Consider the following 19,457-nt stretch of genomic DNA (forward strand, 5'->3'; position numbering starts at 1 on the left):
ACCCGTCATGGTGTTGAAGCTGCCTTCCAACTGGAACACGGCGCGGTAGCCGCCGCCCAGATCTTCGACGCCCTTCAAACCCCACAAGCTCGTGCCCCAGTCGCCGCTTTCCGCCTTGAAGCGGTGCGAACTGCCAGTGGCAGGCGCGCCGGCCGGACCGGTCGGCACACCGTTCATATATTCGAGCCCCGCGTCCAGGCGGCCATAGAGCGTCACGCTGCTTTGAGCGTGCGCGACCGCGCTGAACGTCAGCAGTGCTGCCGACGCGAGCAAAGCTTTCTTCATCATCTCCTCCAACCCTGTCAAGAAATAGAACCCAAGTGCTGCTGTGTGGTTCGATGCGAGCGCACCCAACCGAAAATTGTTTTCAGAGGAAGGACACGCGCGGGCTGTGGTGCTAGTGGCGATTCACGCGTCGTGGGCGCGAACCTGACGCCGACCCGTCGATCGGTGCCGTTCCTCAGTTTCTTTTGGACTTTTGAAGTAAAACTACTTTTTGCGTACTTCGTTTTGGTACTTTGGTTACCAATTTAACAAAATACGTTATAACCGCCAAAGAAATTTGAAGTTCGCCGAGTGTCTGTGTCAAAAATGCAATGCCCATGTGATAGGCACACTACCCACAGGATGGGAAACGCCTCGCAAAGCCTTATGCCGTCAGGGCTTTGGCGTCATGTAAGTTTCAGAGTCAGGTTTGTCGCCTATTGACTCGCACGCGTCGCGGCGCTAGGTCGGAGAAGGGCGCGGAAGAGGTCAGTACAACTTTGGCTGGACGCAAAAAAAGCGCCTCGCGGGCGCCTTTTCTGGAGTCGAAGGTTGCCGAAACGGGCTTTCGGCTGCGTTTCGCGAATCTACTTCAGGCTGCCCGATAGGAACTGCTTCAGGCGCTCGCTCTTCGTGTTGCCGAACACCGCATCCGGATGACCTTCCTCCTCGATGCGTCCCTGATGCAGGAACACGACATGATTCGACACGTTGCGCGCGAACGCCATCTCGTGCGTCACGACGATCATCGTCCGGCCTTCCTCGGCGAGCGTCTGCATGACCTTGAGCACTTCGCCGACGAGCTCGGGATCGAGCGCGGAAGTCGGTTCGTCGAAGAGCATGACGTCGGGATGCATCGCGAGCGCGCGCGCAATGGCGACGCGCTGCTGCTGTCCACCCGACAAATGCGACGGATACTGCTTCTCCACCCGCGGCGCGAGCCCGACCTTTTCCAGATAAGCGCGCCCGCGTTCCTCTGCTTCCTTCTTCGAGAGCCCGAGCACGTTCACGGGCGCCTCGGTCACGTTTTCCAGCACGTTCATGTGCGACCAGAGATTGAAGTGCTGGAAGACCATCGACAATTTCGAGCGAACTTGCCGCAGTTGTTTTGGGTCCGCCGCCTTCAGCGCGCCGGTCTTGTCCTTCATCGTGCGGACTTCGGTGCCGTCGACGAAGATGCGCCCCTGATTCGGCTGCTCCAGGAAGTTGATACAGCGCAGCATCGTGCTCTTGCCCGAGCCGGACGAGCCGATGATGCTGATCACGTCGCCGGCCTTCGCCTTGAGCGAAACGCCCTTCAGGACCTCGTTGCTGCCGTACTGCTTGTGAATATCGTCGACAAAAAGCTTGTGCATCTGGGAATTCATGAAGGGTCCTTGGCTGACTCGATGGTCTTATTTGCCTTGCGGCCGCAAATAAGCGAGCCAGCGATACTCGGCGCGGCGGAACAGCCACACGAGCGCGAACGAAATGCAAAGATAGAGCAGCGCGGCGATGCCGAACGCCTCGAACGACTGATAAGTCGCCGAATTGACGTCGCGCGCGATCTTGAGAATGTCCGGCACGGTCGCCGTGAACGCGACGGTGGTCGCGTGCAGCATCAGAATGACTTCATTGCTGTAGTAGGGCAGCGCGCGTCTCAACGCCGAAGGAAGAATCACCCGTCGATACAGCGTGAAACCCGACATGCCGTATGCGCGCGCGGCTTCGATCTCGCCGTAGGGCGTCGCCTTGATCGCGCCCGCGAAAATTTCCGTGGTGTACGCGCAGGTGTTGAGCGTGAAGGCGAGCAGCGTGCAGTTCATGCCGCTACGGAAGAATTCGGCGAGCAGCATGTGATCGCGCACGACCTGCAGGCTGTACAGGCCCGTGTAGCACAGCAGCAACTGAACGTAGAGCGGCGTGCCGCGAAAGACGTACGTATAGAGCCACACCGAACGCGACAGCAGCTTGTTCTTCGACACCCGCGCGACCGCGAGCGGCACTGACAGACAAAAGCCGAGGCCAATGGAGATCACCAGCAGCCACATCGTGATCGCGAGACCGGTGATGCGGTAGCCGTCGGTGAAGAGGTAGTTCTTCCAGTATTCCTGGATGATTTCGATCATGATTCCCTGCCGCTCCTGAATGGGCCGATTAGAGATCGGCCTTGCGCACGCCGATGGAATAGCGCCGCTCCAGCCAGATCAGCACGAAATTCGAGATCGTGGTGATCGCGAGATAGACCGCGCCCGCGAGAAGCGTGAAGAAAAAGAAGCGCAGCGTGCCCTTGCCGGCATCCTGCGAGGCCTTGACGACATCCGCGAGGCCGATGATCGACACGAGCGCCGTCGCCTTGACCATGACCTGCCAGTTGTTGCCGATGCCGGGCAGCGCGAAACGCATCATCTGCGGAAACATGATGCGGGAGAAGGTCTGCCAAGGCGTCATGCCGTAAGCCACGCCCGCTTCGAGCTGGCCGCGCGGCACGGAGAGAAATGCGCCGCGGAAGGTTTCGGTGAAATACGCGCCGTAGATGAAACCGAGGACCAGAATGCCGGCGAGAAACGGATCGATGTCGATCTGATCCCAGCCTACCGCGTCCGTGAACAGGTTCAGCCAGATCTGGATGCTGTAGAAAAGAAGCAGCATCAGCACGAGGTCGGGCACGCCGCGGATGAGCGTGGTGTAGACGGTGCCGAAACCCGACGCCACGCGGTTTTTCGACAGCTTCGCCGCCGCGCCGATCAGGCCGATCACAAAGGCGAACACGAGCGACAGCACCGCCAGCTTGACGGTCTGCCAGGTGCCCGCGAGGATCAGCGGGCCGTAGCCTTGCAACATGGTGATTCCTTGGTAAGGTGCCTAACGTGCATGGAGTGCGACGAGCGCGGCACACGGCGGTCGTTCGCGCGATGCGTTCCGGCGGTCGTACCCGTGGATGAGGCAGCGGCGCGCGATACGAATGTAATCATGTCTCTTTCCGGCCGGCGGCGCGCTTCCCGCGCGTTTCGGCTGTCCTTCTCCGGCTCGCTCCCGCTTTACGGCCAGCGGTCGGTATTCTAAGTGGTCAAAATTGCGGGCTGCCGTTGCTGCCAGCCCGGTTAACTCGCAATCGCTTCGCGGCGGGTTCGCGATCGTCGGATATCCCGGCGCGTCGGCCGAGCGTGGGCTGTCGCCACCCGTCGCCACCCCGAAAAGCGCGGTATTTTACCCGAAGCCGGCGAGCGCGCGGAGGCGCACCCGGAAGAGTCCGATTACATGCATGGGTGGAACGATGTAGTGCCTTGGGGCGCGTTGTTCCAAAGCGGCGTCGCCCTTACATTCTCTCCATCGCAAACCAACGCCTCGGGCGGGAGCAAACATCATGTTCGAGATTCGCCGCAGCAACGAACGGGGCCACGCCAATCACGGCTGGCTCGACTCGTATCACAGCTTCTCCTTTGCCGATTACTACGATCCGGAGCACATGCACTTCGGCGCGCTGCGCGTGATCAACGAAGACCGCGTGGCGGGCGGCCAGGGCTTCGGCGCGCATGGTCATCGCGATATGGAAATCGTGAGTTACGTGCTCGACGGCGCGCTCGCGCATCGCGACAGCATGGGTAACGGCTCGACGATCCGTCCCGGCGACGTGCAGCGCATGAGTGCCGGCACCGGCGTGCGTCATAGCGAGTTCAACGGCTCACCGACGGACACCGCTCATTTCCTGCAAATCTGGATCATTCCGGATGCGCCGGGCGGCGCGCCGGGTTATGAGGAAAAGCGCTTCGCGGACGACGAAAAGCGCGGCCGGCTGCGCGTGATCGCATCGCCTGACAGCGCGGATGGCTCGGTCAAAATCGGCGCGGACGCACGAATCTTCGCGGGCCTCTTCAATGGCGACGAGCGCGCGGACTTCGACGTACCGGCGGGCCGTCGCGTGTACGTGCACGTGGCGCGCGGCGCAGTGACGGTAAATGGCGAGACGCTCGGCGCGGGGGATGCCGCGAAGCTCGAGGATGTGTCGAAAGTCACGCTCGAGAAGGGCGACAACGCCGAAGTGCTGCTGTTCGACCTCGCATAAGTCCTGAGCCGTCGATAAAAAAGCCGCGGAGCGCCATGCTCCGCGGCTTTTTTTGCAGCAACCGCCGCTTACGGCTTCGCGGTGGCCGATGCGCCCGCCGCCGCGCCCGGTGCGCCGTCCGGGCCGCCGCGGTGCTTGCCCCAGCGCTCATGCATCTTGTGCTGGTGTTCCTGCATCTTCGCGAAGTGCTTCTTGAGCGACGTGCTGACGGTCGTTTTCTGCTGGTCGTTCAGCGCGTTGTAGAAGTTCAGCCACGCGGTCGCGGTCTGCTCGCGCAGTTGCGCGTTCTGCGCCTCGATCTTCTGGTGCGCCGCGTGCATCGCGTTCAGATCGAGGATCGGCTGGCTTTCCATCGACTTGAACTGATCGTGCATCTGCTTACGGGCCTCGCGCATCGCCTGATGATTTTGCTTCATCGTCGTGAGCGCGGTCTGCCAGAGCTTTTCCTGATCCGCGTTCAGCTTCAACTGGCCGTGCAGCTCGTCCAGTTGCTTCTGCATGCGCATTTCCATGTGGTGGCCGCCAGGCCCGCCGTGGCCACCCATCATGGCCGGGCCGCCGGGGGCCGGTGCCGGCGGCGCGTCGCCGGTGGCCGCGTAGGCCGTGCCGAACGTCAGCGCGATTGCAGCAGCGGCGGCGGTGAGGATGCGATATTGCTTGGCCATCTTGATACTCCCTTGATTGTTTTCGATGCCGAAGCCACGAGGCCTTGATCGACGGGTCGGTTGGAGTGTCGAGGTCTTGCGCTTGTCGGTGAGACACAGCGTAGGGGTTCGCGGCAGCCCGCGTGTTACGGCACGGTTCAGGCTTGTTACGCCGGTTTACGTCCCGCTTTCGTCGTAACACCCCGTAACCCTTGTGGCAGGGCTGTCATCAATCGAGGTCAGACTCACGCGCTAAACTGCATCCCATGACTACGCAAATACTTGTCGTCGACGACGACGCCGAACTGCGCGACCTTCTGCGCGACTATCTGGTCCGGCAGGGCATCGAGGTGTCGGTGCTGCATGACGCCGGTGGTCTCGAACGCCGCATCGAACGCGAGCGGCCCGATCTCATCGTGCTCGATCTGATGATGCCGGGCGTCGACGGGCTGACCGCGCTCAAACAGTTGCGCGCGTCCGGCGACGATATCCCGGTCATCATGCTGACCGCGCGCGCGGACGACGTGGACCGGATCGTCGGCCTGGAACTGGGCGCGGACGATTACCTCGGCAAGCCGTTCAATCCGCGCGAACTGCTCGCGCGCGTGCAGGCCGTGCTGCGCCGCCGTCGCACGATTCCGTCGGCCGCGCCCGAGCAGCGGGAGCCGTTTTCGTTCGGCCGGTTCCGTCTGGACTTTCAGTCGCGCACGCTGCAACAGGACGACAAACCGCTGACGCTGTCGGGCAGCGAATTCGCGCTGCTCAAGATCTTCGTGAACAACCCGATGCGCACGCTTACGCGCGAGCGCCTGCTCGAACTCCTGCACGGCCCGGAATACGACGGAACCGACCGCGGCATCGACGTGCAGGTCTGGCGCCTGCGCCGCATCCTGGAAACCGATCCTTCGGCGCCGCGCTTCATCCAGACGGTGCGGGGGCGCGGATACGTGTTCGTGCCGGACGGCGAGCAAAATGCGCCGGGCAATTGACACGCTGTTCGGCCGGCTGGTCGTGATCGTCATCGGCATGCTGGTGCTGTCGCATGTCGCTTGGTTCGCGATCATCCGGTTCGAGCGGGACAATGTGCAGACGCGGTTCGCCGTCGAGGAGGCCGTTTTCCTTGTCGAAGCGGTTCGTCAGCACATCGCCAATACGCCGGATCAGCCTTTGCCGCCGCGCGTGCGCGTCGTCCCGCTCGCGAGTCCGGAGGTGCCGAAGCAGCCCGGCGAGGATATGCCGCCGCCGCTGCAGCGTTTCGTCGAGGATCTGAAAGACCGTCTGCCCGACGGCACGGAAGTGCGCCTGAACGAGCCAGGCGGCCCGCCGAGCGTGTGGGTGCACGGCGTGAAGGATTCGGGGTGGATCGTCGTCCCGGTGCAGCCGCTGCGCCCGCCGCGCTCGCGCGACCGCATGCTCGTGTGGCTCGCGCTGATTTTCTCGACGGCCGTCCTTGCCGCGCTGTTCGGCGCGTGGCAACTGCAATATCCGTTGCGCTCGCTCGCGCAGGCGGTCGGGCGCTTCGGGCGCGGCCAGCCGACGCCACCGGTTCCCGAGCGCGGCCCGCGCGAATTGCGGCAGTTGACGCACGGCTTCAATCAGATGGTCCGCGAGGTCTCGCAGACGGAGAACGACCGCGCTGTGATGCTCGCGGGTGTCGCGCACGATCTGAAGACGCCGCTCGCGCGCCTGCGGCTGCGCGCCGAAATGATGGACGACGAGAAAATGCGCGACGGCGTCGTGCGCGACGTCGATTCCATGGCGCATATCGTCGATCAATTCCTCGTGTTCGCGCACGACCGCCCGGACGGCAGCGAGCCGATTCCCGTGGACGAACAATGCGAGCGGATCGCGCGGGCTTATCGCGCGGTGTCGCCGGGCGCGCCGCCGATTCGCCTGAAACTCGAGGCCGGGCCGGCTTTTGCGTTGCCGGCAGCCACGCTCGACCGGGTGCTGTCGAACCTGCTCGACAACGCGCATGCGTACGGTGCGCCGCCGGTCGTCATCGAGACGCGGCGCGAGGCGAAGGGCTGGGTGCTGTCAGTGTCCGACCACGGCAAGGGCATCGCGCCGGACGATCTTGTCAAGGCGAGCCGGCCGTTCGTGCGGCTCGATCCGGCGCGCGGCGGCAGTGGTCATAGCGGGCTCGGACTTGCCATCGTGGAGCGGCTCGCGCGGCGCGTGGGCGGTGAGTGCGAGATCGGCAATCGCGCGAAAGGCGGATTGCAGGTCGTGATGACCTTTCCGTTCGACATCGCCACGCTGCCGGCGGAAGAGCGGCGCGCCGGCCCGCAGCACGAGGAGCGCGTGCTTTAACGGCGCGCTTCGTAGCTGAAGCGGCGCGGTATCAGTCGAACAGCGTTTCGAGCGCCGACGCCGCTTCGCTGTCCACCGTGTTGTATGTCACGGTCGAGGCCTCGAAAATGTAGTGCGTCGTGTATTTGCCGAGGCGCGTGAGGATCTCCTCCTGAATCACTTCGGGCGCGAGATCGATTTTCAGGAACCACGCCGTCGACGAAAGCCGCGTCTGAAACGAGCCGTACTCGGCGAGCAGATGGTCGAACGTTTCCGCGTCCTGATCCCGACACACGATGACCAGATTTCCCTTCATGCAATTCTCCCGATTCACGCCAGCGGCATTCGATTTCGAATGTCGATGATACCTGCGCGATGCGTGCGCGTCGCGACATGCGGGTGGCCGTGCGGTGACTCGATGCCTCGGCGAGGGCGGCGCGCTCGCCGCCTATTTGCCCGCGAGCGTGTCTTCCGGGTGCCGCGTGGACGGGCCGGGATCGGCGGGGCGCACTTCGCTGCGGTCGCGCCCGCGCGATTTCGCTTCGTAGAGCGCGAGGTCGGCGCGCGAGAGAATCCATTCGAGCGCATCGTCCGATGCGAGCTCCGTGATACCGATCGACACCGACAGCGCCGCGTCGTCCGGCAGATGCGCGCAGTGCTCGTGATGGAAGCGCTTCCTCAGACGTTCGAGTACGGCTTGCGCATCGGCGAGCGAGGTTTGCGGCAGCAGAATGCCGAATTCCTCGCCGCCGAGCCGGCCGATCGCATCGCTCGGACGAAGCTGCGCGCGGCACACTTCGACGAAATGTTCGAGCGCGCGGTCGCCCGAGGCGTGGCCGAAGCGATCGTTGATCTGCTTGAAGTGGTCGAGATCGGCGATCGCCACAGAAAGCGGAGTGCCGACCGAGCGCGCGAGCTCGACTTCATGACGCAGCGTGTCCAGGAAGTAACGCCGGGAGAGGGCGCCCGTGAGTGCGTCGTGGCGCGCTTCGGCCGACAGCAGCGTATTGGCCGATTGCAGCTGCTCGGCGAGATCGCGCGTCGCGCGGTGCAGGCGCCGCTCGCGCGAGTACGACGTGGCGATCACGATCGCGAGCGTCACGACGCCGAGCATCGTCAGAAACACGAGGAAGCGGTCGCGGCTGTGATTGCGGCTGATCTCCGGCCAGCTCGTGAGCGGATGGACGATATGCGCCGAAAGGCCGGAATTGAGTCCCGTGCGTTCGTCGTAAAGCGAGGGCACGTTGCTGCCGTTCGCGGCGTAGAAGGTCTGCGCGAGCGCGGGCGCGAGCCAGTGCTCGGACGCGCGCATCTGCTCGCCGATATGCGACAGGCGCAACTCCGGAAACGACTCGCGCCGATAATGCTCGACGCGCTCGCGCCCGGTCATGCGCGCGATGGGCGCATCCGGCATCGCTTCGTATTCGAGCCGCCCGTCATGCGCCATCACGACGACGCCATTCTCGTCGGTCACGAATGTGCCGGCACGCGAGACCCAGTGCCGCAGCCGGTCGATGCTCACTTTGGCGATCACCGCCCCGACCAGGATGCCGTCCTCGTAAGCGGGCGCCGCGATGAAGATGCCCGGTTCGCCGGACAGGCGCCCCACGCCGTACATCTCGACGAAACCGCCGAGCAGCGCACGCGCCACATAGCCGCGAGCGCTCATGTCGTAGCCGATGAAGCTGTCGTCGTCGGCGGCGTTGCTCGAGGCAATGCAGAAGCCCCTGTCGTTGACGAGCCAGATGGAGTCGAGGCCGGAGAAGCCCTGCGCGTCGTGAAGGAAGTGATTGACCTTCTCCAGAGCGGGGCGCGCGGTCCAGTCCTTGCGGCGTTCGAGTTCCGTCCCGGCCGGGTTCGAGGCATAATTCCGCGACTCCGCGAGCGCTCGCTGCGTGAGGTCCATCTGCGCCAGCGTGGCGGGAATCGCGCGCGACATCGCCAGATCGCTCGCGATGATCTGCGCCATGTTGTCGACGATCGACGCCGCCATCTGGCGCTCGGTCCGCACCGTCGCCGTCATCTCCTGTTGTACCATTCGGTCCGACAACAAGCCGGCGGCAATCCAGCACGCGAATGCCAGCGCCGCGAGGCCGAGCGTCGCGATCACACGGTGCAGGATGAGCTTGTTCATCGATCTCGGGCGCAATGGAAGTTCACGCCTTTCGCAGGCTGAACGCGCCGTGCCGCCAGAGCGGTTGAGCCTGCGCCAAGCGGGCGAGGCGGGTGCGCGGATTGCAGCGCATCATGTCTGCCGCTTTCCGGCTTTTCGCCCGCAATGGGGCGGCAGGCATGGCTCAGGCGGGTTTCCGGCTCGGATCGGGCGTCTCGCATCGCATCGGCGCTCAAATTATTGTTCGTGATAAGCCAAGATTGGACGATGTTTTCTGCCGCCTATCAAGTGCCTTCTGACGGCGTGCGACGTGCGTCCAACATAACGGATGCGCGCCGCACAAAAGCGCTGTCCGCCGTGCCGGCTGGCGTATGCGCGCCGCAGCCAGACTGAAAGGAGGCCAAGGCACGCGGGCGCGAGGCGCATTCGACGCGGACTGCCCTTCATTTTGCCCGTGCCGTGCTGAAGAGCAACAGAAACATCGCAGGATTGGCGCGCCGGGCCGCATGAAGGTTGTGCCTGTCACACGGGTTGGTGTAGTGTCGCTCGGTTCAGCGCGGGGAAACGTCTGACGCGGCGACTGCCCGGCGCCGTCGTGCGCTGAACGTGTCGTCGTTTTGACGGCCGCGTGCGTTGAGCATGGGGCTGTTTCGGGCAAAGGCTTCTTGCCCGCCGGACGGCTCGTTGGCCGTCTCAAGCAACATCCCGCGCTCGCGCGGTCGGAACAAAGCCTTACGGGGAGGGCCTTGAATGGATTTTGGTTTCAATCTGAATCGCACGGCGAATGCGTCGGCGTGGCGGATCCTGCCCAACCGGTGGGATTTCGTCGCGTTCCCGATGATCATCTGCATCATCGCGCTCGCCGCCGTCGGTTTTCACGAGACCCTGGCGCCCATCTCGACGCTGCAGACCCAGGCGATCTCGCTCGACCCCGCGAATCTTCCGGAATACGCGTTGCGCACGACCTTGCGCATGCTGCTGGCGATGGTCGCCTCGCTCATCTTCACGCTGATCTACGGCACGCTCGCGGCGAAGAGCCGGCGTGCGTCGATCGTGCTCGTGCCGATTCTCGACATCCTCCAGTCGGTGCCGGTGCTGGGCTACATCTCCTTTACGGTGACGTTCTTCCTCGCGTTGTTCCCCGGGCGCGTGATCGGCGCCGAATGCGCGGCGATCTTCGCCATCTTCACGAGCCAGGCGTGGAACATGACGTTCAGCTTCTACCAGTCGCTGCGCACGGTGCCGCGCGACCTGGACGAAGTCTCGCGCGGGTTTCACCTCACGAACTGGCAGCGCTTCTGGAAGCTCGAGGTGCCGTTCTCGATGCCGGGCCTCATCTGGAACATGATGATGTCGATGTCGGGCGGCTGGTTCTTCGTCGTCGCGTCTGAAGCGATCACGGTCGGCAACCGCACGATCGTACTGCCGGGCATCGGCGCGTATCTGGCCGCGGCCATCGGCGAGCGCAACCTGAGCGCGATCGGCTGGGTGATCCTCGCGATGACCATCGTCATCCTGGCCTACGACCAGTTGATGTTCCGCCCGCTCGTCGCGTGGGCCGACAAGTTCCGCATGGAGAACACGAGCTCGGGCGACGAGCCTTCGTCGTGGCTCCTCGACCTGATTCGCCGCACCCGCCTGATTCACCGTCTGCTCGTGCCGGCGGGCTGGATTCTTGCGAAGGCGGCGCGTGTGCCCATCAGGCTGCCGTCGTTGCAAGGCGCGCTCGAGAACGTCGGCTTGCCGTTGCGCGCGAAAGTGCCGTCCACGCGCGTCGGCGATATCGCGTGGGGCACGGTCGTGCTGCTGATCACGGTGTTCGTCGTGTGGAAGGTCGCGTCGTTCGTCTCGACCGGCGTGAGTTGGGGCGAAGTCGGCCATGTGTTCGTGCTCGGCTTCATCACGCTCTTGCGCGTGGTGGTGCTGATCGCGCTCGCATCGGTGGTGTGGGTGCCCATCGGCGTGTTGATCGGCCTGCGTCCGGCGCTCGCGGAAAAAATCCAGCCGCTCGCGCAGTTCCTCGCCGCGTTCCCGGCAAACCTGCTGTTTCCGGTGTTCGTCGTGGTGATCGTGCGCTGGAATCTGAACCCGGATATCTGGCTGTCCCCGCTCATCGTGCTCGGCACGCAGTGGTATATCCTCTTCAACGTGGTCGCGGGGGCGTCCTCCTATCCGAACGATTATCGCGAGGCCGCGAGCAATTTCCAGATCCGCGGCTGGCAGTGGTGGAAGAAGTGCATGCTGCCGGGCATCTTTCCTTACTACATCACCGGCGCGATCACCGCTTCGGGCGGCGCGTGGAACGCCAGCATCGTCGCTGAAGCCGTGTCCTGGGGGAAGACGGAGGTCGTGGCGCACGGCCTCGGCGCCTATATCGCCCGGACGACCGCCGCGGGTGACTATCCGAAAATCATTCTCGGCATCGCCGTGATGTCGCTGTTCGTCACGCTGTTCAACCGACTGTTGTGGCGCCCGCTGTACGCCTACGCCGAAGCTAGACTCCGGCTGGATTGAGGACGAGTTCCGATGCAGAACCTGAAAAATACGCAGACGTCGGCGGCACCGGGCTTTCAGCGCCCGCAAGGCACGCCGCCGCGGCTCGGCGCGGAGATCCTGCGCGTGGCGAACGTCAGCCGAGGCTTCAACAAGACGCAGGGCGAGCTGCTCGTGCTCGACGATGCGAACCTAGCGCTGCGCGAAGGGGAGATCGTCGGATTGCTCGGGCGCTCGGGCTCGGGAAAGTCGACGCTTCTGCGCATCATCGCGGGGCTGATCGAGCCGACGGCCGGCGAAGTGACCTATCTGGGCGAGCCGTTGAGCGGTCCCGCGAAGGGCGTCGCGATGGTGTTCCAGACGTTCGCGCTGTTTCCGTGGCTGACCGTGCTTCAGAACGTGGAAGCCGGTCTAGAAGCACAGGGCGTGGGCGCGCGCGAGCGCCGCGAACGCGCGCTGGCCGCGATCGACCTGATCGGTCTCGACGGCTTCGAAAACGCGTATCCGCGCGAACTGTCGGGCGGCATGCGGCAGCGCGTGGGGTTTGCGCGGGCGCTCGTCGTCGATCCGACGCTACTGCTCATGGACGAGCCTTTCTCCGCGCTCGACGTGCTGACTGCCGAAAACCTGCGCACCGACCTGCTCGATCTGTGGACGCAGGGGCGCATGCCGATCAAGTCGGTGCTGATCGTCACGCACAACATCGAGGAAGCGGTGTTCATGTGCGACCGCATTCTGGTGCTGTCGTCGAATCCCGGTCGCGTGATGGCCGAGATCAAGGTGCCCTTCAAGCATCCGCGCAATCGTCTGGACCCGGCGTTCCGGCGTCTCGTCGACGATATCTACGCGAAGATGACCGCGCGCCAGATGGACGAAGCGAAGAAGAAGGGGCTCGAGCTGGGAAGCTGGCTGCCGTCGGTCTCGACCAACCTGATGGCCGGTCTCATCGAAACGCTCGCGGCGGAGCCGTATCACGGCCGCGCGGACATGCCCGAAATCGCGCGCACTCTGCATCTCGAGGTCGATGATCTCTTTCCGATCGCGGAAGTGCTGCAACATCTGGGGTTCGCCGATGTGCGCGAAGGCGACATCTTCCTCACGCCGCAAGCGCGCGTCTTCGCCGAACTCGGCACGCAGGAGCGCAAGATGATGTTCGCCGAGCATCTGCTGCGGCACGTGCCGCTGGCCGCGCGGATCAAGAAGGTGCTGAACGAGCGGCCGGGACATCGCGCGCCGCGCGTGCGCTTCGAGCAGGAACTGGAGGACTTTCTCTCCGACAAGGCTGCGCAGGAGACGCTCGACGCGGTCATCGACTGGGGACGTTACGGGGAGATCTTTTCCTATAACGACCAGACGGAGATGCTGAGTCTGGAGGATGTCGAGGCTTGAGCGGCCTTGATCGCAGTCGATTCAAAAGCGCGGTTGCCCGATGAAGGCGCCGCGCTTTTTGCTTTGGATTGGCCGTTCGGAACGGCCGAAACTGATCCACGGCTTCCTCGCACGCGCCGCGCCGGAAGCGATGGCCAACGGCTGAAGTCATGAAAAAAGCGCGGTGTCCGCAAGGGAACCGCGCTCTTCGGTAGACCATCCAGGAAGCTACTGCAAGTTCCCCCAACGCTCGACCGCAGGCTCCGCCGACGCCCATTTCCAACCGCTCGGCTGCTGGCATGCCGTAGCGATGAACCATTCGGCGGGCGCTTTCGCATCGTCGCCATCGACGACCGAGAATGCGAATTCCTTGCACGTCGCGAGCGCACTGCTGAATTCGCGCAGCACACGCACTTCGCCGTGGCCGTTCTCGACCGGCAAGGTGTGCTTGACCTTCCATGGCCGCGTCTCGCCGATCTGCGACACGCCCGCTGTCACCGCGATCATGACCTGCTGATCCTCATGCAGCGATTTGGTGATGTGCTTGACCGCCTCGTCGGTGGCGGCCTGCACCGCGATGCCCACGCCGAGCCCGATGGCCGGATTCGTCGTGAACGCGCCCGTCGCGATGCCGGCGGTCGCGCCGGCCGCGGCGCCGATCGACGCGCAGCCGCTCATCGTCACGCAAGCGGCCGCACCCGCCGCGATCAGCCCGAGACGCAGCGCCAGAGATACGTCGAGAGACAGCGTCATTGCAGCGAGCCCCAGCGCGGTGTAGCGGGCTCCGCCGACGCCCACTTCCACTTGTCGCCGTCACGGCATACCGACGCGACATAGAACGCACTGTCCGCGGCGCGATCCTTCGTCGCGTCCCGATCGACCGAGAACACGATCTCCTTGCAGTCGAGCACGCCGCTGCTGATCGTGCGGCTCACTGTCACGCGGCCTTTCTCGTCTTCTTCGATCGGCACCGAGTGCACCGCCTTCCACGGCGCGACCGCGCCGACCGCCAGCGGCCCGGCGGCTGTAGCGATCTGATCCTGTGTGTTGGTGTGAATGACGCGCTGCGTGTACTGCACGCCCGCGCGCGCCGCGGCGACCGCGCCCAGGCCGATGCCTGTTGCCACCGCGGCGTTGCTGGTGACGCTATTCGCCACCGCCGCGCCCGCGATACCGGCGCCTGCCGTCGCGCCTTCGCTATAGAGCGAGTTGCATCCACTGAGGCTCACGCAAGCGATGACGCCCGAGATGACCGCGGCGAGCGCGGCGGCGCGCGGGCCGCGCCGATGGACCCTGATCTGCATGTTGCTTTCCTTCGTCTACCCGTGTCCCGACGCTTGCCATCGGGGTTCGCTTGGCTCGAATCTCCTTGAGGTCTCGCCCTCAAGCCGCCGCCCGGCAACGCAAACACGCCACGATGCGCGGGCTTCGCGCATTTTGAAGCATGCTTCTAATTACCGCTTCGGGAAAATTGCAAGAAATTGCAAGCGACGCGAGCACGTTTCGATCGGCGCAGCGTCGCGAACAAAAAGAAGCGAGCGCGGCCATGCGCGCCCGCTTCGGGAGTCATGCAGATGTAAGCCGAAAGGCTGCTCAGCTTTCGCCGCCGGTGGCCGTGTCACTGCCTTCGGAGTCTTCGTTTTCGTATGCGCCGAGGCGGTTATACAAGGTCTTGAGGCTCACGCCGAGCGCCTTTGCCGCACGCCGCTTGTCGCCACCGCAATGCTTGAGCGTGCCGAGGATGATCTGCTTCTGCGCATCGGCGAGCGGCGTGCCTACCCAGACGTTCATCGCGTCGCCCTGCGTGACGGGCTTCTTCACGCGCGAGGCAAGGTGTGGATGCGCGATCTCCACCGTCTTCTCCGCGAGGATGAACGCGCGATAGACCGTGTTCTTCAGCTCGCGCACGTTGCCCGGCCACGAATAGGTGCGCAGCACGTCGAGTGCGCGCTTGCTGAAGACCTTGCTCGTGCCTTCCTGCGCGTTCATTTCCGAGAGGAAATATTGTGCAAGCAGTTCGCGGTCCGAATCGCGCTCGCGCAGCGGCGGCGCGCGCAACGGGAATACCGCGAGGCGATACATCAGATCCTCGCGCAAGCCATTTTCCTTCACGGCGACGATGGGATCGCGATTGGTCGCCGCGATCACGCGTACATCGGAGCTGATGAGATCGTTGCCGCCCACACGAAAGAACGTGCCCGTCTCGAGCGCGCGCAGCAGTTTCACTTGCCGCACGGGCGACATCTCGGTGACTTCGTCGAGAAAGAGCGTGCCGCCATTCGCGTGCTCGAAATAGCCGATGCGCCCCTGCACCGCACCCGTGAAGCTGCCTTTCTCGTGACCGAAAAGCTCGGCTTCGATCAGATTGTCGGGAATCGCGCCGCAGTTCACCGCGATGAACGGCGCGTCCTTGCGCGCGCTATGGTCGTGAATCGTCCGGGCGACGAGTTCCTTGCCGGTACCCGACTCGCCGATGATGAGCGCCGTCGCATCGGTCGCGGCGACGCGCTCGATTTGCGCATACAACTCCAGCATCACGGGCGACGAGCCATAGAGCAGTCCATAGGACTTCAAGCCCGGCACTTCCCCCGTGTTGCGCTTTCTTTGCGCGGGTGTATCGCCGACCGCTGCGGGCGGCGGATCCAGTTCGGTTGACGCCATGTGTCCTGATCGTTCCAGTTCTGCGTATGTGGTGGTCGGGCGGCGGCCTGCGCGGGCGGCGCCGGTCGCAGCCGGCGTGGCGCAGTGCGGCGCGCGAGCGGCGCAACCGTGGGTGACCGCGCGCATCGGCATATCACGCGCCCGTGCGCGCTGCCCGTCGTGCTCACGTCAGCCGTGAGCCGCTCTTCCTCGTGGTGCGTCGGTGCCGGGGCGCCTGCATCGCGTGTCTGCGCAACGCCGATTGCTTACAGGCGAACCTATCTCATAAACGCTATTTAACCATTCGCAACGACCTTGCGGCAATGTGCCGGCCGACCGGCCGCGCATTTTGTCTGAATGGGCAGCGCGTCCGGAGCGCTTGCGGAAAGGTTCTCCTTTACGCACTGAGAAATTACAAGCGCACAGCGTAATTGTTACCCGATTCGCTGACACTTCGCGGCGCAGGCGCGGGTCGTACTCCAGTACGCCGTCACTGGCACGAAAGCTGCGTTCGCTTGGGTCATCGTGATTCTTATTCGAAAGTTCGCCACGACCTTGGCATCGTGGGCGCACACACGAGGATAGGCGAGAGAGGCAAAAGCATCATGGAAGACTTCTTTAGTTTCGACGGTGCCGCTCACGAGCGCACGATCCCCAAGCGGCCGATCCGCACGCGGCGTGCGCAAGCGGGCGGCAGCGATGGTCAGGAACTCGTGCCCGGCGAGCCGATCGACATCTATCACTGGGCCGCCGTCGCGCTCGTCACCGCGCTGATGTGCGCGGTGCTAGGCTATGCGGCAGGCACGCCGGCGCTGGCGCGCGCAGCGAACGTGACCAGTTTCGTGTTCGGCGCAATGGGCGGCGCGTTGATGGCAAGCGGCGTCGTGCGCAGCCTGCGCGCCCGTCTCGAAACAGACGCGCGCCTTCCCGTGAGCCGCCTTCCGGTCGCCGAAACACGCTGATCGAGCTTCGGCCTACTCATACACATCCCAATTGCGCGAGGCCTACATTCCATGAGTCAGACGACTGTCCAGCTTGCGTTGGGCAAGCAAAAGATCATTGAAGACATCAAGGTGCTCCTGAACGATTCGGAGGAGTTGCTGCGATTGTCGGCGACGCTGCCGGGCGAGGGCGTCGAGGCGCTCCGTTCGCGTCTGCGCGATCACGTCGATTCGGCGCGTAACGCGCTCGAGGATGCACAGGCGAGTGCGCAAAGCCGCTATCGCGCGGGCGTCGATTGCACTGAGAAATATGTGAAGGACAATCCGTGGCAGTCGCTCGGCATTGCCGCGGGCGTCGGCTTTCTGGTGGGACTTCTGGTTTCGCGCTGATTCGCGGCGTATTCGCCGGGAAGCGCCGAATTGCGGCGCCGCGTTTCAACGCGACGGCGAATTCTTGACAATGGAGAGAACACAAATGGCACGTCCTTCGATTGGAATTTTCGGCGCGCTGTTCGCCGTCGGCAGCGTTCTCGCGTGGAAGTGGGTGCAGTCGCAGGACGCGGCCGGACGGCGCACGGCGCGCGAGATAAACCGCTGGGAAGACGAGGGCGGTAAGGTGCTCACCCCGGCGACCGGCACTCACGCCCAAGCGGTGAACGGCCACGGCGTCGTCGGCGGCACCGCCGATGCGTGGAATTTTCCACGGAGCTGACAGGCTTCGGAGCCGCAGCTCACGCGAGCCGAATAATCGAGCCATTGACGGTTATTAATGGTGCGACTAATCAAACGCACGCTGCTCTGGCGTGCGTTTTTATCATGATAAACGCTTATAATCAGTGAAACTCCGGCCATAAGTTGTCTAATGGAAAAACTTACGCTGGATTGAACCAGGCGTTTGGATAATCGGAAATTATTCTATCTTTTGCGCATCTTGCGTCGCGCCGATTACTTTTAATCGGCTCTCATCGCGAATCGCACCGGCCCGCGCGGCGACCCTGCCGCACGGAGAAGACCACGCCGCCACGGCGTGTGACCCTGAAAACGCTTTGGAAGAATTCGAGACGCAATGCCACACGTATTGATTGTCGATGACGATCCCAGTACCCGCGAGGCGCTAGCCGCGATCATCGGCGAAGACGGATTGACGACGGCCACCGCCGGCGATTTGCGCGAGGCGCGCATTCAGCTTGTGCGTCAGACGCCGGATGTCGTGTTCACCGACCTCAAACTGCCCGACGGCACGGGCGTCGATCTTTTCGAAGATCTGGACCCGCGTTCGGGTGTCGAGGTGATCGTGATAACCGGTCACGCGACGGTGGAATCCGCCGTCAGCGCGCTCAAGATGGGCGCCACCGACTACCTCGTCAAACCGATCAACATGCAGCGCGTGAAGGCCATCCTCTCGCGCCTGCCGCGCGCCGGCGACCTGAAGGCGGAAATCGGCACCTTGCGTGGCGAACTGCGCCGCATGGGCCGCTTCGGTCTGATGCTCGGCAACTCGCCCGCAATGCAAACCGTGTACGACCAGATCGGCCGTGTCGCGCCGACGGCCGCGTCCGTGCTGCTGATCGGCGAATCGGGCACTGGCAAGGAAGTCGCCGCGCAGACGCTTCACGAACTCAGCTTGCGTCGCAAGCATTCGTTCATCGCCGTGAACTGCGGGGCGATCTCGCCGAACCTGATCGAATCGGAAATGTTCGGCCACGAGCGCGGCTCGTTCACGGGCGCGGATCGTCAGCACAAGGGTTATTTCGAGCGCGCGAACGGCGGCACGCTGTTCCTCGATGAAATCACCGAGATGCCGATCGAGCTTCAGGTGAAGCTGCTGCGCGTGCTGGAGACGGGCATGTTCATGCGCGTCGGCACGACCAAGGAGCTCGAGACCGACGTGCGCCTCATCGCCGCGACCAACCGCGATCCCGAGCAGGCGGTGCTCGAAGGCAAGCTGCGCCTCGATCTCTATCACCGCCTGAACGTGTTTCCGATCAACCTGCCGCCGTTGCGCGAGCGGGGCAAGGACGTCGATCTGCTCGGGCAGGCGTTCCTCGACGAACTGAACTCCCGCTACAACACGAAGAAGGCGTTCCCGCCCGCCATGCGCGAGATGCTGGCCTCATACAACTGGCCGGGCAACGTCCGTGAGTTGAAGAACTACGTGCAGCGCGCCTACATCATGTCGGGGTCGGATTCGGACAGCACGGCGACCGTGCCGTTGCAGATTTCGCTGTCAAAACCATCGGCCGGCACGGCGGTGACTATTCCTTTCGGCACTTCGCTCGCGCAAGCTGACCGGCAGCTCATCCTCGCGACGCTCGACCAGTGCGGCGGCGTGAAGACGCGCGCCGCCGAGATCCTCGGGATCAGCCTCAAAACGCTCTATAACCGGCTCGTCGAGTATGGCGAGGACGCGAACAAGGCAGCGGTCGGCGAGGGTGGCGATATTAACGAGTCCGACAGCGAAAATTCCTGAACTTCGCTTATCTTTAGACAAAACAACGCCTGCGGCTTTTAAAAAGCGCAGGCGTTTTTCATTGGCAGGCGCGTTTTCTACGCCGATAATGGGACGGAAGAAGCGCAACGGACGCTAACGAAGGGCATGCCCCTTGCTGTCGGTCGAGTGACATCCGCGCGTGGCGCGCAGGCGCCGACGGATGGCG

19 protein-coding genes are annotated in these 19,457 nt (G+C 63.7%); 9 read left to right on the forward strand and 10 right to left on the reverse strand.

From position 1 onward, the window contains the following. From NCS58_RS04670 to NCS58_RS04685, 4 genes are all read right to left on the reverse strand, one after another. The coding region (locus NCS58_RS04670) for a porin (protein WP_250489917.1) at window positions 1-285 on the reverse strand (285 nt) is incomplete at its 3' end. A gap of 566 nt (window positions 286-851) precedes the next feature. After that, complete coding sequence (locus NCS58_RS04675; protein WP_061120636.1) at window positions 852-1,631, reverse strand: ABC transporter ATP-binding protein; 780 nt, start codon at window positions 1,629-1,631, stop codon at window positions 852-854. 27 nt (window positions 1,632-1,658) lie between these two features. Continuing rightward, the gene (locus tag NCS58_RS04680; RefSeq protein ID WP_035506196.1) at window positions 1,659-2,372 is read right to left on the reverse strand and encodes an ABC transporter permease; all 714 of its coding nucleotides are present in this window, start codon (window positions 2,370-2,372) and stop codon (window positions 1,659-1,661) included. Window positions 2,373-2,400: 28 nt separating this feature from the next. Then, a complete protein-coding gene (locus NCS58_RS04685) occupies window positions 2,401-3,087 on the reverse strand; it encodes an ABC transporter permease (protein WP_061120635.1) in 687 nt (228 codons plus the stop codon). Window positions 3,088-3,610: 523 nt separating this feature from the next. Here NCS58_RS04685 and NCS58_RS04690 point away from each other — a divergent pair. Further along, the gene (locus NCS58_RS04690) at window positions 3,611-4,309 is read left to right on the forward strand and encodes a pirin family protein (protein WP_061120634.1); all 699 of its coding nucleotides are present in this window, start codon (window positions 3,611-3,613) and stop codon (window positions 4,307-4,309) included. Between the two features lie 68 nt (window positions 4,310-4,377). On the opposite strand, the gene NCS58_RS04695 is transcribed toward NCS58_RS04690, so the two are convergent. Next, window positions 4,378-4,974 carry a Spy/CpxP family protein refolding chaperone gene (locus NCS58_RS04695; RefSeq protein WP_250537990.1) on the reverse strand — a complete coding sequence of 199 codons (597 nt, stop codon included), beginning with the start codon at window positions 4,972-4,974 and terminating at the stop codon, window positions 4,378-4,380. 245 nt (window positions 4,975-5,219) lie between these two features. Between NCS58_RS04695 and NCS58_RS04700 the strand changes: the two genes are divergently transcribed. Further along, window positions 5,220-5,942 carry a response regulator gene (locus NCS58_RS04700; protein WP_061120632.1) on the forward strand — a complete coding sequence of 241 codons (723 nt, stop codon included), beginning with the start codon at window positions 5,220-5,222 and terminating at the stop codon, window positions 5,940-5,942. After that, window positions 5,926-7,266: an ATP-binding protein gene (locus NCS58_RS04705; protein WP_250537991.1), complete on the forward strand. Its 1,341-nt coding sequence runs from the start codon at window positions 5,926-5,928 to the stop codon at window positions 7,264-7,266. Before NCS58_RS04700 ends, NCS58_RS04705 begins: the two co-directional genes overlap by 17 nt. A gap of 31 nt (window positions 7,267-7,297) precedes the next feature. Here the strand turns inward: NCS58_RS04705 and NCS58_RS04710 are convergent, their stop codons facing one another. Continuing rightward, entirely contained in the window at window positions 7,298-7,561 is a 264-nt protein-coding gene (locus NCS58_RS04710) for a hypothetical protein (RefSeq protein ID WP_061120630.1), read from the reverse strand. Between the two features lie 132 nt (window positions 7,562-7,693). Then, window positions 7,694-9,379: a diguanylate cyclase gene (locus NCS58_RS04715; RefSeq protein ID WP_061120629.1), complete on the reverse strand. Its 1,686-nt coding sequence runs from the start codon at window positions 9,377-9,379 to the stop codon at window positions 7,694-7,696. A gap of 729 nt (window positions 9,380-10,108) precedes the next feature. On the opposite strand from NCS58_RS04715, the gene NCS58_RS04720 reads away from it, so the two are divergent. Together NCS58_RS04720 and NCS58_RS04725 are read left to right on the forward strand one after the other, a co-directional pair. Then, window positions 10,109-11,872 carry an ABC transporter permease subunit gene (locus tag NCS58_RS04720; RefSeq protein ID WP_061120628.1) on the forward strand — a complete coding sequence of 588 codons (1,764 nt, stop codon included), beginning with the start codon at window positions 10,109-10,111 and terminating at the stop codon, window positions 11,870-11,872. Between the two features lie 12 nt (window positions 11,873-11,884). After that, window positions 11,885-13,240: an AAA-associated domain-containing protein gene (locus tag NCS58_RS04725; protein WP_250476441.1), complete on the forward strand. Its 1,356-nt coding sequence runs from the start codon at window positions 11,885-11,887 to the stop codon at window positions 13,238-13,240. A 207-nt stretch (window positions 13,241-13,447) separates the two neighbouring features. Here NCS58_RS04725 and NCS58_RS04730 read toward each other — a convergent pair whose 3' ends face one another. The 3 genes from NCS58_RS04730 to NCS58_RS04740 all read right to left on the reverse strand — a co-directional run bounded on the left by NCS58_RS04730 (window position 13,448) and on the right by NCS58_RS04740 (window position 15,880). After that, window positions 13,448-13,972, reverse strand: coding sequence for a hypothetical protein (locus tag NCS58_RS04730; protein ID WP_061120646.1), 525 nt, complete (start codon window positions 13,970-13,972; stop codon window positions 13,448-13,450). Then, the gene (locus NCS58_RS04735; RefSeq protein WP_061120626.1) at window positions 13,969-14,523 is read right to left on the reverse strand and encodes a hypothetical protein; all 555 of its coding nucleotides are present in this window, start codon (window positions 14,521-14,523) and stop codon (window positions 13,969-13,971) included. Before NCS58_RS04735 ends, NCS58_RS04730 begins: the two co-directional genes overlap by 4 nt. A 289-nt stretch (window positions 14,524-14,812) precedes the next feature. Next, window positions 14,813-15,880 (reverse strand): sigma-54-dependent Fis family transcriptional regulator, encoded by a 1,068-nt coding sequence (locus tag NCS58_RS04740; protein WP_061120625.1) that lies wholly within the window; start codon window positions 15,878-15,880, stop codon window positions 14,813-14,815. Between the two features lie 584 nt (window positions 15,881-16,464). Here NCS58_RS04740 and NCS58_RS04745 point away from each other — a divergent pair. The 4 genes from NCS58_RS04745 (at window position 16,465) to NCS58_RS04760 (ending at window position 19,270) form a co-directional block, all read left to right on the forward strand. After that, a complete protein-coding gene (locus NCS58_RS04745) occupies window positions 16,465-16,821 on the forward strand; it encodes a hypothetical protein (protein ID WP_250537992.1) in 357 nt (118 codons plus the stop codon). A gap of 51 nt (window positions 16,822-16,872) precedes the next feature. Continuing rightward, window positions 16,873-17,190, forward strand: coding sequence for a YqjD family protein (locus NCS58_RS04750; RefSeq protein ID WP_061120624.1), 318 nt, complete (start codon window positions 16,873-16,875; stop codon window positions 17,188-17,190). Between the two features lie 85 nt (window positions 17,191-17,275). Next, window positions 17,276-17,512, forward strand: a complete 237-nt coding sequence (locus NCS58_RS04755) for a hypothetical protein (protein WP_061120623.1) — start codon at window positions 17,276-17,278, stop codon at window positions 17,510-17,512. 354 nt (window positions 17,513-17,866) lie between these two features. Continuing rightward, entirely contained in the window at window positions 17,867-19,270 is a 1,404-nt protein-coding gene (locus NCS58_RS04760) for a sigma-54 dependent transcriptional regulator (RefSeq protein ID WP_061120622.1), read from the forward strand. Window positions 19,271-19,457: the final 187 nt, after the last annotated feature.

The sequence above is a fragment of the Caballeronia sp. INML3B genome (assembly GCF_023631305.1).
Classification (GTDB): domain Bacteria; phylum Pseudomonadota; class Gammaproteobacteria; order Burkholderiales; family Burkholderiaceae; genus Caballeronia; species Caballeronia turbans.